The organism is Mesorhizobium sp. M2A.F.Ca.ET.043.05.1.1, from assembly GCF_003952445.1.
Classification (GTDB): domain Bacteria; phylum Pseudomonadota; class Alphaproteobacteria; order Rhizobiales; family Rhizobiaceae; genus Mesorhizobium.
Map to the genome: position 1 here is coordinate 1 of NZ_CP034446.1, position 16136 is coordinate 16136.

General features: G+C 63.8%; 14 protein-coding genes and 4 pseudogenes. 14 read left to right on the forward strand and 4 right to left on the reverse strand.

The genetic code is table 11. From position 1 onward, the window contains the following. Positions 1–99: 99 nt before the first annotated feature. Together EJ069_RS00005 and EJ069_RS00010 are read right to left on the reverse strand one after the other, a co-directional pair. A pseudogene (locus EJ069_RS00005) lies at positions 100–1135 on the reverse strand (zinc-binding dehydrogenase). A gap of 5 nt (positions 1136–1140) precedes the next feature. Next, on the reverse strand, positions 1141–2382 hold the full coding sequence (locus EJ069_RS00010; RefSeq protein WP_126059518.1) for an acyl-CoA dehydrogenase family protein: 1242 nt from the start codon (positions 2380–2382) through the stop codon (positions 1141–1143). Between the two features lie 115 nt (positions 2383–2497). Between EJ069_RS00010 and EJ069_RS33080 the strand changes: the two are divergent. Further along, a pseudogene (locus EJ069_RS33080) lies at positions 2498–2602 on the forward strand (3-oxoacyl-ACP reductase); the annotation flags it as partial. On the opposite strand, the pseudogene EJ069_RS00020 reads toward EJ069_RS33080, so the two are convergent. Next, positions 2597–2777, reverse strand: a pseudogene (locus EJ069_RS00020) (SDR family NAD(P)-dependent oxidoreductase); the annotation flags it as partial. The pseudogenes EJ069_RS33080 and EJ069_RS00020 overlap by 6 nt on opposite strands. Before the next feature lie 114 nt (positions 2778–2891). Here EJ069_RS00020 and EJ069_RS00025 point away from each other — a divergent pair. The 7 genes and pseudogenes from EJ069_RS00025 (at position 2892) to EJ069_RS00050 (ending at position 8724) form a co-directional block, all read left to right on the forward strand. Continuing rightward, a pseudogene (locus EJ069_RS00025) lies at positions 2892–4131 on the forward strand (acyl-CoA dehydrogenase family protein). A gap of 5 nt (positions 4132–4136) precedes the next feature. Further along, positions 4137–5174 carry a zinc-binding dehydrogenase gene (locus tag EJ069_RS00030; protein ID WP_126059519.1) on the forward strand — a complete coding sequence of 346 codons (1038 nt, stop codon included), beginning with the start codon at positions 4137–4139 and terminating at the stop codon, positions 5172–5174. Positions 5175–5372: 198 nt separating this feature from the next. Then, positions 5373–5930, forward strand: a complete 558-nt coding sequence (locus EJ069_RS33085; RefSeq protein ID WP_245456403.1) for a glycosyltransferase 87 family protein — start codon at positions 5373–5375, stop codon at positions 5928–5930. Then, positions 5843–6538, forward strand: a complete 696-nt coding sequence (locus EJ069_RS33090) for a hypothetical protein (protein ID WP_245456404.1) — start codon at positions 5843–5845, stop codon at positions 6536–6538. Before EJ069_RS33085 ends, EJ069_RS33090 begins: the two co-directional genes overlap by 88 nt. Then, a complete protein-coding gene (locus EJ069_RS00040; protein ID WP_126059520.1) occupies positions 6531–7499 on the forward strand; it encodes a glycosyltransferase family 2 protein in 969 nt (322 codons plus the stop codon). Before EJ069_RS33090 ends, EJ069_RS00040 begins: the two co-directional genes overlap by 8 nt. A gap of 14 nt (positions 7500–7513) precedes the next feature. Next, entirely contained in the window at positions 7514–8317 is an 804-nt protein-coding gene (locus EJ069_RS00045) for a ChbG/HpnK family deacetylase (protein WP_348639353.1), read from the forward strand. Further along, a complete protein-coding gene (locus EJ069_RS00050; protein WP_126059522.1) occupies positions 8314–8724 on the forward strand; it encodes a GtrA family protein in 411 nt (136 codons plus the stop codon). The genes EJ069_RS00045 and EJ069_RS00050 overlap by 4 nt, the downstream gene beginning before the upstream one ends. 208 nt (positions 8725–8932) lie before the next feature. On the opposite strand, the gene EJ069_RS00055 is transcribed toward EJ069_RS00050, so the two are convergent. Further along, positions 8933–9757, reverse strand: a complete 825-nt coding sequence (locus EJ069_RS00055; RefSeq protein WP_126059523.1) for a MurR/RpiR family transcriptional regulator — start codon at positions 9755–9757, stop codon at positions 8933–8935. 146 nt (positions 9758–9903) lie between these two features. On the opposite strand from EJ069_RS00055, the gene EJ069_RS00060 reads away from it, so the two are divergent. From EJ069_RS00060 to EJ069_RS00080, 6 genes are all read left to right on the forward strand, one after another. Continuing rightward, positions 9904–10722: an N-formylglutamate amidohydrolase gene (locus tag EJ069_RS00060; protein WP_126059524.1), complete on the forward strand. Its 819-nt coding sequence runs from the start codon at positions 9904–9906 to the stop codon at positions 10720–10722. 19 nt (positions 10723–10741) lie between these two features. Next, positions 10742–12304 (forward strand): amino acid permease, encoded by a 1563-nt coding sequence (locus tag EJ069_RS00065; protein ID WP_126059525.1) that lies wholly within the window; start codon positions 10742–10744, stop codon positions 12302–12304. Between the two features lie 87 nt (positions 12305–12391). Continuing rightward, positions 12392–13762 carry a glutamine synthetase family protein gene (locus EJ069_RS00070; protein ID WP_126059526.1) on the forward strand — a complete coding sequence of 457 codons (1371 nt, stop codon included), beginning with the start codon at positions 12392–12394 and terminating at the stop codon, positions 13760–13762. A gap of 60 nt (positions 13763–13822) precedes the next feature. After that, entirely contained in the window at positions 13823–14401 is a 579-nt protein-coding gene (locus EJ069_RS32620) for a hypothetical protein (protein ID WP_189476587.1), read from the forward strand. Next, positions 14295–14711, forward strand: coding sequence for a type II toxin-antitoxin system VapC family toxin (locus EJ069_RS00075; protein WP_095817064.1), 417 nt, complete (start codon positions 14295–14297; stop codon positions 14709–14711). The genes EJ069_RS32620 and EJ069_RS00075 overlap by 107 nt, the downstream gene beginning before the upstream one ends. Further along, complete coding sequence (locus tag EJ069_RS00080) at positions 14689–16128, forward strand: aldehyde dehydrogenase family protein (RefSeq protein ID WP_126059527.1); 1440 nt, start codon at positions 14689–14691, stop codon at positions 16126–16128. Before EJ069_RS00075 ends, EJ069_RS00080 begins: the two co-directional genes overlap by 23 nt. The last annotated feature ends 8 nt before the right edge of the window (positions 16129–16136 follow it).

Here is a 16136-nt window from a genome sequence, read left to right on the forward strand (position 1 = left end):
TGACCGTTGCCAGCGCGTGGCAACGGAAGGCGAAACAGCGGCGGTTTTCCGCCGCTCTCTTGCCGATCACAGCTTTGTGTTCAAATCGGCGCCGGCAGTTCAGGGCTGATGACACCTTTCCGTTGGCTTGGCGAGCTCGGCCGGCAGCCGTGCCATCGCCTCGTCCAGCGGCACGACCGCCGTGACGTCGGTCGACCAGCGTCCGTCGGAAAAAGCGGTTTTGCGCCTCCAGCAACCGCCGGACCCAGCCTGTCGCGGAACTGGCGCATCCATTCGGCCAGCCAGAAACCCTCGACGCGTTTGTGCTGGAAGATCAGTTGCCCCGGCTCGCGGATAACCGTCGGCTCGGCGTCGAGCCGGCCATAGACGATCCAGCGCGCGCGTTTCGGCATGGCATTGAAGATAGTCGAAGCCAGCGGGCCAGTGACCGCGTCGAGGAAGATGCGCGGCTGCTCGGCCTTCATGGTTTCGCGCAGCACAGCCTCGAAATCCGCCGCCTTCTCATTGAGCACATGGGCGGCGCCGAGGTCCTTCAGCAGTTGGATCTGCTCGCCACGGCGCACGGTGACGATCGGCCGGAAACCCGCCTCTTTCGCCAGCCCGATGATCAGCTTGCAGAGCTGGCTAGCGCCTGCGGTCATGACGAAGGCCTTTTCGCCCTCCTCCCTGACGATGTCAAACATGGCCAGAGCGGTCAGCGGATTGACGATCATCGCGGCGCCATCCTCGTCGCGCACCGTGTCGATGAGCGGGACGCAGGACGCGGCCTCGGCAACCGCATAGTCCGCCCACGCTCCCCAGTTCGACACGCCGGTGGCGAAGGCGACCCGCTTGCCCGCCAGGCTTTTTGCGTACGGGTCGTCGCCGGTGGCGACGACCATGCCAACGCCCTCGAAACCTGCCGGACGACCCTTGACCCGCGGCTGGCCGTACTGGCCCTTGATGAAGGCGATGTCGGAGGGGTTGATCGAGGCGAGGCTGACCTTGATCATCGCCTGTGTCGGCCCGGCTCCGGCACGGCTATGCTGCCAGGCTTAAGGTAAGGCTCCATCGCTTCCAGCGCGGCCGCCGAAGGCGTTCTGGTGTAACCGTCGCCGACAAGCAGCAAGCCTCGCATTTGCGATGGAAGCGTCATGGCTGTCAGACCTTTTCCTGCGTGTATTTCTTCAGTTCCGTGCGCGCCACCTGGCGCCGGTGCACGGCGTCCGGCCCGTCCGCCAGCCGCAGCGTCCGCAGATGCGTCCACGAGCGGGCGAGCGGCGTGTCCTGGCTGATGCCTTGCGCGCCGAACATCTGCACCGCCTCGTCCGTGACCTTCAGCGCGACGCGGGGCGCCACCACCTTGATCTGGCTGATCCAGGGGGCGGCCGCGCGCGCGTCTCCCTGGTCGATCATCCACGCCGCCTTCAGGCACAAGAGCCGCGCCATCTCGATCTCCATGCGGCATTCGGCGATGATGTCGAAATTGGCGCCGAGCTTGGCCAGCGACTGGCCGAAGGCCTCGCGCCGCACCGAGCGCTGGCACAGCATCTCCAGCGCCATCTCGGCCTGGCCGATGGCGCGCATGCAGTGATGGATGCGGCCCGGCCCCAGCCGCCCCTGCGCGATCTCGAAGCCCCTGCCCTCGCCGAGGATCAGGTTCGCCGCCGGCACTCGCACATTCTCGAATCTCAGATGCATATGGCCGTGCGGGGCGTCATCGTCGCCATAGACCTGCATCGGCCGCAATTTGGTGACGCCCTTGCTGTCGGAAGGCACCAGGATCATCGAATGCCGGCGGTGCTGCGGCTCCTCGTCCGATCCGGTCCTGACCATGACGATATAGATGGCGCAGCGCGGATCACCGGCGCCGGACGCCCACCATTTCTCGCCGTTCAGCACATAGTCGCCGCCCTGGCGCTCGCAGCGCATCGAGATGTTGGTCGCGTCCGAGGAGGCAACATCCGGCTCGGTCATCAGATAGGCCGAGCGTATCCTGCCCTCCAGCAGCGGCTCCAGCCAGTTGCGCTTGTGCGCCTCCGAGCCGTAGCGCTCCAGCACCTCCATGTTGCCGGTGTCGGGCGCCGAGCAGTTGAAGGTCTCGGCGCCGAGATGCGCCTTGCCCATCTCCTCAGCCAGATAGGCGTATTCGACGGTGGAAAGACCGTAGCCCCGTTTGGAATCGGTCAGCCAGAAGTTCCACAACCCGCGCTCCCGCGCCGTCTTCTTCAAGCCTTCGAGGATCTCGGTCTGTCTGGCGGTGTAGGCCCAGCGGTCGCCCTCCTTGCCGATTTCGGCGAGAAACTCCTCCCCGAGTGGCGCGATCTCGTCGCGAACCATAGCCGCCACACGCTGGTGGATCGGCTTCAGCCGCTCGGTCATGCCGAGATTCATGTCCGCCATCGCTTCCGGTCCCTTTCGCAGATAAATCTTTACCCGTGGCAAGGATGACCGTACTTCGGCTAGCCTTGTCAACGCGAGTCCCTCGCCGGTTTGATCGAGGGTGCGGAGGAATGCAATGAGCTATCTGGACAAGCTGTTCTCGGTCGCCGGCAAGACTGCGCTGGTGACGGGCGCAGCGACCGGCATTGGCCGCATGGTGGCGACCGGCCTGGTCCGCGCCGAGCGCGTTCAATTCGTTGGCGACCTGGCGCAATCCTCACCTTTGCGCGAGGCGATCATCACATGGCGCCGGCGCGGACCAGGCCGGTCGCCACCATGCGGCCAATGCCGGTCGCTGCGCCCGTCACCAGCGCAGTCTTGCCGGCGACCGAGAACAGCTTGTCCAGATAGCTCATTGCATTCCTCCGCACCCTCGATCAAACCGGCGAGGGACTCGCGTTGACAAGGCTAGCCGAAGTACGGTCATCCTTGCCACGGGTAAAGATTTATCTGCGAAAGGACCGGAAGCGATGGCGGACATGAATCTCGGCATGACCGAGCGGCTGAAGCCGATCCACCAGCGTGTGGCGGCTATGGTTCGCGACGAGATCGCGCCACTCGGGGAGGAGTTTCTCGCCGAAATCGGCAAGGAGGGCGACCGCTGGGCCTACACCGCCAGACAGACCGAGATCCTCGAAGGCTTGAAGAAGACGGCGCGGGAGCGCGGGTTGTGGAACTTCTGGCTGACCGATTCCAAACGGGCTACGGTCTTTCCACCGTCGAATACGCCTATCTGGCTGAGGAGATGGGCAAGGCGCATCTCGGCGCCGAGACCTTCAACTGCTCGGCGCCCGACACCGGCAACATGGAGGTGCTGGAGCGCTACGGCTCGGAGGCGCACAAGCGCAACTGGCTGGAGCCGCTGCTGGAGGGCAGGATACGCTCGGCCTATCTGATGACCGAGCCGGATGTTGCCTCCTCGGACGCGACCAACATCTCGATGCGCTGCGAGCGCCAGGGCGGCGACTATGTGCTGAACGGCGAGAAATGGTGGGCGTCCGGCGCCGGTGATCCGCGCTGCGCCATCTATATCGTCATGGTCAGGACCGGATCGGACGAGGAGCCGCAGCACCGCCGGCATTCGATGATCCTGGTGCCTTCCGACAGCAAGGGCGTCACCAAATTGCGGCCGATGCAGGTCTATGGCGACGATGACGCCCCGCACGGCCATATGCATCTGAGATTCGAGAATGTGCGAGTGCCGGCGGCGAACCTGATCCTCGGCGAGGGCAGGGGCTTCGAGATCGCGCAGGGGCGGCTGGGGCCGGGCCGCATCCATCACTGCATGCGCGCCATCGGCCAGGCCGAGATGGCGCTGGAGATGCTGTGCCAGCGCTCGGTGCGGCGCGAGGCCTTCGGCCAGTCGCTGGCCAAGCTCGGCGCCAATTTCGACATCATCGCCGAATGCCGCATGGAGATCGAGATGGCGCGGCTCTTGTGCCTGAAGGCGGCGTGGATGATCGACCAGGGAGACGCGCGCGCGGCCGCCCCTGGATCAGCCAGATCAAGGTGGTGGCGCCCCGCGTCGCGCTGAAGGTCACGGACGAGGCGGTGCAGATGTTCGGCGCGCAAGGCATCAGCCAGGACACGCCGCTCGCCCGCTCGTGGACGCATCTGCGGACGCTGCGGCTGGCGGACGGGCCGGACGCCGTGCACCGGCGCCAGGTGGCGCGCACGGAACTGAAGAAATACACGCAGGAAAAGGTCTGACAGCCATGACGCTTCCATCGCAAATGCGAGGCTTGCTGCTTGTCGGCGACGGTTACACCAGAACGCCTTCGGCGGCCGCGCTGGAAGCGATGGAGCCTTACCTTAAGCCTGGCAGCATAGCCGTGCCGGAGCCGGGGCCGACACAGGCGATGATCAAGGTCAGCCTCGCCTCGATCAACCCCTCCGACATCGCCTTCATCAAGGGCCAGTACGGCCAGCCGCGGGTCAAGGGTCGTCCGGCAGGTTTCGAGGGCGTTGGCATGGTCGTCGCCACCGGCGACGACCCGTACGCAAAAAGCCTGGCGGGCAAGCGGGTCGCCTTCGCCACCGGCGTGTCGAACTGGGGAGCGTGGGCGGACTATGCGGTTGCCGAGGCCGCGTCCTGCGTCCCGCTCATCGACACGGTGCGCGACGAGGATGGCGCCGCGATGATCGTCAATCCGCTGACCGCTCTGGCCATGTTTGACATCGTCAGGGAGGAGGGCGAAAAGGCCTTCGTCATGACCGCAGGCGCTAGCCAGCTCTGCAAGCTGATCATCGGGCTGGCGAAAGAGGCGGGTTTCCGGCCGATCGTCACCGTGCGCCGTGGCGAGCAGATCCAACTGCTGAAGGACCTCGGCGCCGCCCATGTGCTCAATGAGAAGGCGGCGGATTTCGAGGCTGTGCTGCGCGAAACCATGAAGGCCGAGCAGCCGCGCATCTTCCTCGACGCGGTCACTGGCCCGCTGGCTTCGACTATCTTCAATGCCATGCCGAAACGCGCGCGCTGGATCGTCTATGGCCGGCTCGACGCCGAGCCGACGGTTATCCGCGAGCCGGGGCAACTGATCTTCCAGCACAAACGCGTCGAGGGTTTCTGGCTGGCCGAATGGATGCGCCAGTTCCGCGACAGGCTGGGTCCGGCGGTGCTGGAGGCGCAAAACCGCTTTTCCGACGGACGCTGGTCGACCGACGTCACGGCGGTCGTGCCGCTGGACGAGGCGATGGCACGGCTGCCGGCCGAGCTCGCCAAGCCCAACGGAAAGGTGTTCATCAGGCCCTGAACTGCCGGGCGCCGATTTGAACACAAAGCTGTGATCGGCAAGAGAGCGGCGGAAAACCGCCGCTGTTTCGCCTTCCGTTGCCACGCGCTGGCAACGGTCACGCTCGGATGTTCTATTTCATTTCGATGTGATATCTGGCCGGCGCTTGAGGCCAAACGCCGATGGGAAAGCCGTTCTGGTCGGAATGCGGGGTGCGCTATGATGGTAACCAAGCCGGTTTTCGACCGTTTGGGGTTTTGGCTTTGGGTCGGGTCGTTTCTGATTGTGCTTGGCCTGGCGCTGTGGTCGCCCGACGCGCGTTCGGTGGTCCATATCTATAGACACGGCAGTGAAGCTTTTCTCGCCGGAGAACCGCTGTATCAGGTCGAAGTCGCCATGGGGTACCTATATGCTCCCGCCTTCGCCGTCCTCTATGTTCCGCTGCTGAAGCTCGGGCCGTATCTGGGCAATGTTTTGTGGCACATGCTGGGCTTCGGGGTGCTTACCTTTGCCGCGATGCGCCAGGTCCGCAAGGTGGGCGGCGAGGAGCAGACATGGCTCCTGTCTTTCGGTCTCTTCCTCGCCCTGCCGGTTTCGCTGGCAGCGCTTCGCAATGGCCAGGCGACGATCCTGCTTACCGGGGCCTGCTGGTTTCTGACGCTTTCGGAACTCGAGGGGCGCCGCGCCGAATGCTTCTTCTGGGCCATGCTTGCGATCATCGCCAAGCCGACCGCGATCATCATGCTGCTGCTGGGGGAGCGCTGCGTCCCAGGCTGATACCGGCGCTGGCGCTGGCAGTCCTCGTCGTGCTCGTCATCCCCTATGGCTTTGCGTCGACCGACTATATCAACGCGCAATATCACGATTTCTTCCGGCTGCTGACTTCGATGACGGTCGACCCGACCGGGCCCTTCGTCCCGGCGGACTTCACGGCGCCTTTCACGCGGTTTGGGATGCCGATCCCTGAATCGGTGGCGACGATCGTGCGCGTCGTCGCCGGTTTGCTTACACTTTGGCTGGTGCTCCAGTTCGATCGCAGGCTGGACTCCAACCTCAGCGGACTCGCCATCTTCCTCGCCGCGGCATTCTACATGTGCGTCTTCAATCCGCGTGTCGAGCAGAACACCTATGCCATGGTGGCAGTGCCCGCCGGTCTCTCCATCGCCTTGCTTTGGCGGGAAAAGGGAGCCGGTGCCATACGCTGGTTCCTGGCAACGCTCCTCTTCGTCACGGGGCTGACCAGTGTCGATCTGCGACTGCACGACCTTTTCCATCTGTGGTTCCGACCGCTCAGCGTCAGCATAATTGCCTGCGTGCTCATCGGCTGGCTCTGGACGCAAGACAGACAGAAGGCGCCAGCCGCGGGAGCCATCGCGCATGGCTGAGAGGCTCGACGTCATCGCGCCGTTCTTCAATGAGGCCGAATCCGCGATTGCCTTCGTCGGGCTGCTCGACAGACTCGAGGCGGCCGTGGCGGAGCGCTTCGGCATGACGGTGCGCAAGATCCTCGTCGATGACGGCAGCCATGACGGCAGCGCCGAAACATTCGCGGCGGCGCTGTCCGGTTCCTGGGAGATCGTGCGGCTCAGCCGCAATTTCGGCAAGGAAGCCGCGGTGCTCGCCGGGCTCGACCATTCCCGCGCCGACATGGTCCTGATCATGGACTCCGACCTGCAACATTCCATGGACATCAGCCTGAAAATGATCGGCGAGCTGGTCGACAACCCGGAGATCGATGTCGTCTTTGCGCAGAACGACCGGCGGGAGGGCAGTTGGCGGCGCAGCCAGCTGGCGCGGCTTTTCTACAAGCTGATCAACAGCAGCCAGCGCTTCGATATCCCCGAAAATGCCGGGGACTTCCGCGTCATGCGCGGCGCCGTGGCGCGCGCCCTGACCAGCGTGCGCGACAAGCGTCGTTTCAACAAGGGCCTGTTCGCCTGGGCGGGCTTTCGCCAGAAGGCGGTGCTTTATTCGCCGGAAAGCCGCGCCAGCGGCACATCGAAATGGAGCCGGTTCAACCTGATCGCGTTCTCGCTCGAGGGGTTCACCTCGTTTTCCGTGATCCCGCTGCGCATCATCAGCCTTATCGGATTGCTGGCGGCATTTGCCGGTCTCGCCTATGGCGTGAAAGTGCTCTTCGAGGTGCTGTTTTACGGCATCGCCGTGCCCGGCTATCCAAGCATCATGGTCGCCGTCGTGTTGCTGGGCGGCCTCAACCTGGCGCTGCTCGGCCTGATCGGCGAATATGTCTGGGTCACGCTCAGCGAAAGCAAGGACCGGCCCGTCTACATCGTGCGCGACGTGCTGCATGGCAATGCCGCCGAGCAGGTTGCTCCCGACAGATGACCAGGTCGATCCGCTTGATCGCCGACGATTACGGGCTGGCGCCGGGAGTCTCGAGCGCGATCCTCGACCTGATCGAGCGCGGCCGCCTGACCGGAACAGGATGCATGACCGGTTTTCCCGAATGGGAAGAGGCGGCGGCGCGCATCCGGCCGTTCCGCCGTCGGGCTGCCGTTGGGCTGCATCTGACCCTCACCGATCAGGTCGCCGCGACCGGCCCGTCCAGCCTGGCGCCGGAAGGGAAGCTTCCCGGGCTCGCCTCCCTCGCGCTGCCGGTGCGGCGCGGGCGTATCGACGAGCCGGACGTTCATGCCGAGCTCGACGCCCAGTACGACCGCTTCGTCGAAGCGCTGGACGGCCCACCCGACTATATCGACGGACACCAGCATGTGCATTTTCTTCCCGTGGTGCGGAATTGGCTGCTCGCGCGGTTCGGGGCAAGCGCGCACAAGCCGGCGCTGCGAGGGGCGCCGGGACTTGCGGGCATGGATGCTGCGGCGGCGAAGATCGCGGCGGTCGCCGCTCTGGCCGCAGGGTTCAACGGAGCGATGCGCCGGGCCGGCTTCAGCGTCTTGACGCCGCTTTCCGGGATCTATGATTGGCGGCAGCCGGAGAGGTTCGCTTCAACGCTGCGCGCCGCGATCAAGACCTTGCCCGAACAAGGGGTGTTCATGTGCCATCCGGGCCATGTCGATGACATTTTGCGCGCGCGAGACCCGATGCAGGCCGTGCGCGAGGTTGAGTACGCGGTCCTTTCCTCGCAGGATTTCGGCGCCACCCTCGACAAGGCCGGAACCCGCGTCATGGATGGCGGCGCATGAGCAATGCCGGCCAGCCGCAGCGTTCGACCGGCAACAAGATCGTCCGCTTCGCTCTTGTCGGACTGGTCAACACCGGCATCGACCTCAGCGCATTCTACCTGCTGCTCAAGCTCGCGGCGCCGGCTTTGGCCGCCAATGTCGGCGCCTGGTTCGTGGCGGTCCTCTTTTCCTTCGTGGCGAACCGGTTCTGGTCGTTCGAGCGGGACCCGGACATCCAACTGCACCATTCCTTCCTGCGCTTCGTCTCGCTGGGCGCACTGATTTCGCTTGGTGTTTCCAGTCTCTCGATCGCGGCGCTGGCAGGAGCCATCGGCGTGTGGCCGGCCAAGATCATCGGCGTCGTGGTGGCGGCCGTGCTGAACTTTTTGGCGGCGCGCTGGTCGATCGAGGGCCGGCTGTTGAGATAAGCCGAGGCAGTTTCGTTATTCGGCCGGCTCGATATCAGGACCTGATCCATAATCTGCTCGCGCCGACGCGGTTCCGATCCCTGCCGCACTTTCGTGAAGGCCTAATGCATGTCGCCCAAAAGTGCGTAGCGGTTTTGGACCACGACATGCACCACGACATGCATAGAAACAACAAGCTGAAGCACTGAGGCCGTTCAGGCCCGACGCGCTAGCGCAAGCTCTCCAGATCGCGGATGCGCTTGGCGCCGGCGGCTTCCAATTGCCTCGTCACGGCGCCGATCAGGGTTTCGGCGACCACGAACAAAGCGGCGGACGAATCCCAGGCCGAAGGCACGGCAGTGCGTCCGGCGATCACATGGCGGGCGAAGCGGGCGATCGGCGACAGCCATTGGTCGGTAAAGAGGATGATCTGCACGCCGCGGTGATGCGCCTTCTCGGCAAAGCGGACGAGGCTTTCCTGGTAGCGGCGGATGTCGAAGATCACCAGGACGTCGCGCTTGCCCATGTCGATCAGGCGGTCGCGCCAGATGCTCTCCTGGCCGGCGAGGTGATAGACATCCGGCTGGATGATGGCGAGATGGGCGGCCATGTAGCGCGCCAGCGGATCGGTGAAGCGGCCGCCGATGAGGAAGGTCTTGCCGCGCCGCTCGGCAAGCCGCGCCGCGATGTCGGCCAGCTGTTTGTCGGTGAGGTGGCGGAAAGTCTCGCGCAAATTGTCGAGCGTCGCCTCCAGCATCGGCGAGACGGCGCCGCCGGCCGAGCCCGGATTGAGCGTGCGCGAGGCAGGCGACTGCAATTGCGCGGCCAGCTCATCCTGCAATGCCGACTGGAATTCGGGGTAGTTCTGGAAGCCGAGCCTGGCGACGAAACGCAGGATCGTCGGCGAGGACACGCCGGCCGCGGCCGAGAATTCGGCGACGGTCTTCAGCCCGGTCAAAGGATAGTTGGCAATCAGCGTCTGGGCGGCGCGGCGCTCGCCGGCCGGCATCGCGCCGATGCGGTCGGAGATCAGTTCGGCAATGCTGGAAATCATGGTTTTCCCCCACCCGTTGACCCGCCGCCGCCGTTTTCCCGAATTCGCGTTTGACAAAGCCGGCCAAACTGTATGAAATCATTCACCGGGACGCAATGAGGCAAAATACGTAACATAAGATACAGCGCTCCCGAGGGGACGGCAGTATGGAGAAAGCACGGCCCGCCAGCCTTGCACCGTCGGAGACCGTAAGGGTGACCAACCCTGGCGGCTCGAGCCCCTTCGTCTTCACCTGCGACCACGCCTCGAACTTCCTGCCCGCCGAATTCGGCACGCTGGGGCTGCCCATCGAAGACCTTTCCCGCCACATCGCCTGGGATCCGGGCGCGCTGCCTGTCGCCAGCCGCATGGCCGAGGCGCTCGACGCCACCCTGGTCGAGACCCGTGTGTCGCGCCTCGTCATCGACTGCAACCGGCCGCTCGACGCGCCCGACCTCGTGCCGCCGGTCAGCGAGACGACAATCATTCCGGGAAATTCCGGCCTGTCCGATAAGCAGTGCGCCGCGCGGGTCGACCTTGCCTGGCGCCCGTTCCACGACACGATCGCGCGGATTATCGATGCGCGGCTGGCGCGTGGCCAGGAAACGCGGCTGGTCTCGGTGCACTCCTTCACGCCGGTCTACAAGGGCAAGAGCCGCCCCTGGCATATCGGCATCATCCATGATGACGACCGCAGGCTGGCGGCGCCGCTGATATCGGCGCTGCAGCGGCTTTCGGGCGTCACCGTCGGCGTCAACGAACCCTATTCGCCGGCCGACCGCGTCTACTTCACGCTGGAGCGGCATGCGCGCCCGCGCGGCCTTGCCTGCGCGATGATCGAAATCCGCAACGACGAAATCGCCGGCGACACCGGGCAGCGGAGATGGGCGGATCTGCTCACAGGCATATTCTCGAATCTGGAGCCCGAGGAGGCCAGGGGCTCCCGACAACGCGCAATGAGAAAGTCAGTACAGTCGGCCAGCTAAGAACCAACAGGGGACTAAAATGTCAGCGCAAGACTATACGGAACACGACAAGCACGAGGACTTAAAGGTCCTCCACGGAATGGGCTATGCCCAGGAATTGTCGCGAAGCATGAGCCGCTTCTCGAACTTCGCGATCTCTTTCTCCATCATCTGCATCCTTTCAGGCGGCATCAACTCCTTCGCCCAGGCGACGTCTTCGATAGGCGGCGCCGGCGCGGGCATAGGCTGGATCGTCGGCTGTGCCGTTTCCGGGTTCTTCGCCCTCGCCATGGCGCAGATCGCCTCGGCGTTCCCGACAGCGGGCGGCCTCTATCATTGGGCCTCTATCCTCGGCAACCGGTTCACCGGCTGGCTCACCGCCTGGCTCAACCTGCTCGGCCTGATCACCGTGCTGGGCGCCATCAACATCGGCACCGCCTTCTTCTTCGTCGGAACGTTCGGTAGCTGGTTCGGGCTGACCGGCACGGCAGGCGAGGTCGTCGGATTTGTCGCCATCATCACGGTCATCCAGGCGCTCTGCAATCATTTCGGCATCAAGCTGACCGCCATGCTGACCGACGCTTCCGGCTTCCTGATCCTCGGCGCAACGGCGGTGCTGATCGTCGCCTGCCTGGTGTTCGCCCCGGCAATCGACGTCACCAGGCTCTGGACGTTCACCAATTATTCGGGCGACGCGGGTGGCGGGGTTTTCCCGCAGTCGGATTCCATGACCTATCTGTTCCTGCTCTGCCTGCTGCTGCCGGTCTATACCATCACCGGCTATGACGCGTCGGCGCATACTTCGGAAGAAACGCTGAAGGCAGCGCATTCCGTGCCAAGGGCAATCATTTCGTCGGTGCTTTGGTCGTCGCTTATCGGTTGGGCGATGGTCTGCGCGATCACTTTGGCGATCCCGGACCTGGCTGCCGGCGCCAAGCAGGGCTGGAGCGTCTTCTTCTCGACCATGGACGCGATCCTGCCCGTATGGCTCAAGGAGCTTCTCTATCTGGCAATCCTGATCTCGCAATTCCTCTGCGGCCTCGCCACGGTGACCTCGGCCTCGCGCATGTTGTTCGCCTTCTCGCGTGACGGCGGCATGCCGGTCGGGTCGGCCGGGCTCGCCAAGGTCAGCCCAAGCTGGCGCACGCCGGTGAACGCGATCTGGACCGCGGCGATCCTCGAAATCATCTACGTCTTCCTCGCCCAGTTCATCTCGATCGGCGGCACGAACATCTACACCATCGTCGTCAATTCGACGCTGGTCTTCCTGTTCCTTTCTTTCACCATTCCGATCGTGCTCGGCATGCTCGCCTTCGGGACGGCGAAATGGCCAAAACCCGGCCCGTGGAATCTCGGCGGTGGCCTCTTCAAGCTGTTTTGCATCCTGTCGGTCGTCGGCATGGCGATCATCTTCTACATCGCGGTTCAACCGCCAAACGACAAGGTGCTCTACATCACCATCGGCTTCATCATCTTGACCGCCGTGCTCTGGTTCGGCTTCGAGAACCGCCGCTTCCAGGGTCCGCCGATCGGTGAGCAGATCGCGGCGCGCCAGGCGGCGATCAAGGCGGCCGAGCAGGCGGTCGGCGAGACCGGCAACTGACCTTCGCTTCATGACCATGGCCGGCGCAGTGCCGGCCATGGTCTCGTTTTTTCCCTTTCAAATCGACAGCACTGGAGCGCCAAAGGAATGGCCGGGAATTTCTCGTTCGATCAGTTGAAGAAGGCGGTCTCGGACGGCGAGATCGACACGGTGCTGGCCTGCATCGTCGATATGCAGGGCCGGCTCGCGGGAAAACGCTTCCTGGCTCAGTATTTCGTCGATTCCGCGCATGGCGAGACGCATGGCTGCAACTATCTGCTCGCCTGCGACATCGATATGGAGCCGGTGCCGGGCTACAAGGCGGCGAGCTGGTCGAAGGGCTATGGCGACTTCGTCATGAAGCCGGACCTGTCGACGCTGCGGCGCATTCCGTGGCTGGAGAAAACGGCGCTGGTCATCTGCGACGTGCTCGACCATCACACGCATGAGGATCTTGGGCACTCACCCCGCGCGATCCTGAAGAAGCAGGTCAAGCGCCTGCAGGAGCGCGGCTATATCGGCTATTTCGCCTCCGAGCTCGAATTCTACCTGTTCAGCGAGACCTACGAGTCCGCCCGCAAAAAGCACTGGCAGGGGCTCGACAGCGCTTCGCCCTATATCGGCGACTACCAGATCGGCATCACCACCAAGGAAGAAGGCGTCATGCGCCGGCTTCGCAACGAGATGGAGGCCGCCGGCATCCCCATCGAGAACTCCAAGGGCGAGTGGGGCCCCGGCCAGGAAGAGATCAATGTGCGCTATGCCGAGGCGCTCGAGATGGCCGACCGCCACGTCATCCTGAAGAACGGCGCCAAGGAGATCGCCGATTCCGAAGGCAAGGCCATCTCCTTCATGGCCAAGTACAATTACGGGCTCGCCGGCAATTCCAGCCACATCCACAATTCGCTGTGGAGCGCCGACGGCAAGACGCCGCTATTCTTCGACAAGAAGGCCGAGTGGACGCTGTCGAGCCTCGGCCAGCAATGGGCGGCCGGCCAGCTCAAATACGCCAAGGAGTTCACCTGGTTCCTGGCGCCCTACATCAACTCCTACAAGCGCTTCCAGGCCGGCACCTTCGCGCCGACCAAGATCATGTGGAGCGAGGACAACCGCACCGCCGGCTTCCGGCTCTGCGGCGAGGGCACCAAAGGCATCCGCATGGAATGCCGCATCGGCGGCGCCGACCTCAATCCCTATCTCGCCTTCGCGGCGCTGATCGCGTCGGGCCTAGCCGGCATCGACGAGAAGCTGGAGCTGCAGAAGCCTTTCGTCGGCGACGCCTACCAGGCGTCGCGCCTGCCTGAGATCCCGAAGACGCTGCGCGACGCGACCGAGACGCTGGCCAAGTCGAAGATGCTGAAGCAGGCCTTCGGCGAAGAGGTGATCGAGCACTATGTGCACACCGCCCGCTGGGAGCAGTTCGAATACGACCGCCGCATTACGGATTGGGAACTGCACAGAGGATTCGAGAGGTACTAGAAGATAGTAATATACTATAGCTAACTTGACCGAAAATGTGAACCGAACTAGATTCATGAGATGACCGAAGGAACCAAATATCATCCGCTGTTCGAGCATCTGCTGTTCTCGGGCCAAGGACATTTGTCGATGAGCTTCGACGAGATCGAGCAAATAATAGGTGGCAGCTTGCCGCCGTCGGCGCGACAGCGCGAGGAATGGTGGGCGAACAGCCCGAGCGGCCACAGCCAGGCGCGCGCCTGGCTGCGCGCAAATTATCGGGCGTCTCGCATCGATCTCGCGAACGAACGGGTGGACTTCAATCTGGAGGGATGGCCCGAGGGCTATCGAAAGCCGAATATGGCCACTGCGGACAAGGGCCGCCCGGGAATGGCGGAATCGACGCAGGCAAGCTACGAACATCCGCAGGAAGGGAAGCCATCACATGCGCCAGGGGATGTGGATCATCCGCTCTTCGGCATATGGACAGGCAAGGTTACGCTTCGCCAGGGTATGATTACACCAAACCGGCTTTGGAGCCGGACGCACTGCCGTGACACACAGGCTGCTGCTCGACACTTGCGCGATCATATGGATTGCGTTGAACGAACCGATCAGGCCGGAAGCCAGGACTGCCATCAATACCGCAGGGGCCGCTGACGAGAAAATCCGGGTTTCCCCCATTTCGGCTTGGGAATTGGGACTGCTGAGCGCCAAGGGCCGACTGGCGGCCGCAAAGTCGCCGGCAAGCATTTTTGGGGAAGTGATCGCCACGCCGGGCATCAGGGTCGAGGCTCTTTCGCCGGAATTATTGATTGAATCATCTTTCCTGCCGGGATCGCTGCACGGCGATCCTGCGGATCGTATATTGATTGCGACCGCGCGGGCGTTCGATTTGACGCTCGTGACGCGCGATCAGTCGATACTGGATTATGCAAGGGTGGGGCATGTTCGTGCCCTTGCCTGCTGATGCCTACCTTTCGATAGCTGGAGACGTCTCTTTGGAAACCGTAAAACTCAAATCCCCTATCGACGGCTCGATCTATGCCGAGCGGCCGGTCGCGACCGACCAGGCGATCAACGCGGCGGTCGAGCGCGCCAGGGCGGCGCAGGAGAAATGGGCGGAGACGCCGATCGTCGAGCGCGGCAAATACATGCTGGCGATGCTCGAGGCGCTGGTCGCCATGACCGATGAGATCGTGCCCGAGATCGCCTGGCAGATGGGGCGGCCGGTGCGCTATGGCGGCGAGTTCGGCGGCGTCAAGGAACGCGCCAACTATATGGTGGAGATCGCCGAAGCCGCGCTGAAGCCGGTCATGGCCTCCAATCCGAAGGACGGTTTTCGGCGCTATGTGAAGAAGGTGCCGCTCGGCGTCGTGCTGGTGATCGCACCGTGGAACTACCCCTATCTCACGGCGGTCAACACAATCGTGCCGGCGCTGATGGCGGGAAGCGCCGTCATCCTCAAGCACGCGGCGCAGACGCTGCTGGTCGGCGAGCGCTTCCAGCAGGCTTTCGACAAGGCCGGGCTGCCCAAGGGCCTGTTCCAGAACCTCGTCATGAACCATGCCCAGACCGAAAAACTGCTCGGCTCAGGCAAGATCGACCACGTCAACTTTACCGGATCGGTCGGCGGCGGCCGCGCTATAGAAAGGGCGGCGGCCGGCACCTTCATGACGCTCGGCCTCGAGCTCGGCGGCAAGGATCCGGCCTATGTGCTGCCCGACGCCAAGCTGGACCATGCGGTCGCCAACCTTGTCGACGGCGCCTTCTACAATTCCGGCCAGTGCTGCTGCGGCATCGAGCGCGTCTATGTGCACGAGAAGGTCTATGACGAGTTCGTCGAAGGTTTCGTTGCCGAGACGAAGAACTATGTCGTGGGCAATCCGCTGGAGCAGGCGACGACCCTGGGTCCGATGGCGCAGGCGCGCTTCGCCGACCTGATTCGCGAGCAGAAGGCTGAGGCGCTCCGCAAGGGCGCCAAGGCGCATATCAACATGAAGGTCGAGAACGACAAGCCGGGCTCGCCCTACCTGGCGCCGGAAGTGCTGACCGAGGTCGACCACCAGATGAGCGTCATGCGCGAGGAAAGTTTTGGGCCGATCGTCGGCATCATGAAGGTGCGCAACGACGAGGAGGCGATCGCGCTGATGAACGACAGCCCCTATGGGCTGACCGCCTCGATCTGGACACGCGACACCGAGCGCGCGATCGCCATCGGCGACCGCGTCGAGACCGGCACCGTGTTCATGAACCGCTGCGACTATCTGGACCCGGCGCTGGTCTGGACCGGCGTCAAGGACACCGGCAAAGGCGCGGCGCTCTCGGCCATCGGCTACGACAATCTGACCCGGCCGAAATCCTATCACCTGCGCGAAGCGATCTGACCTTTCGA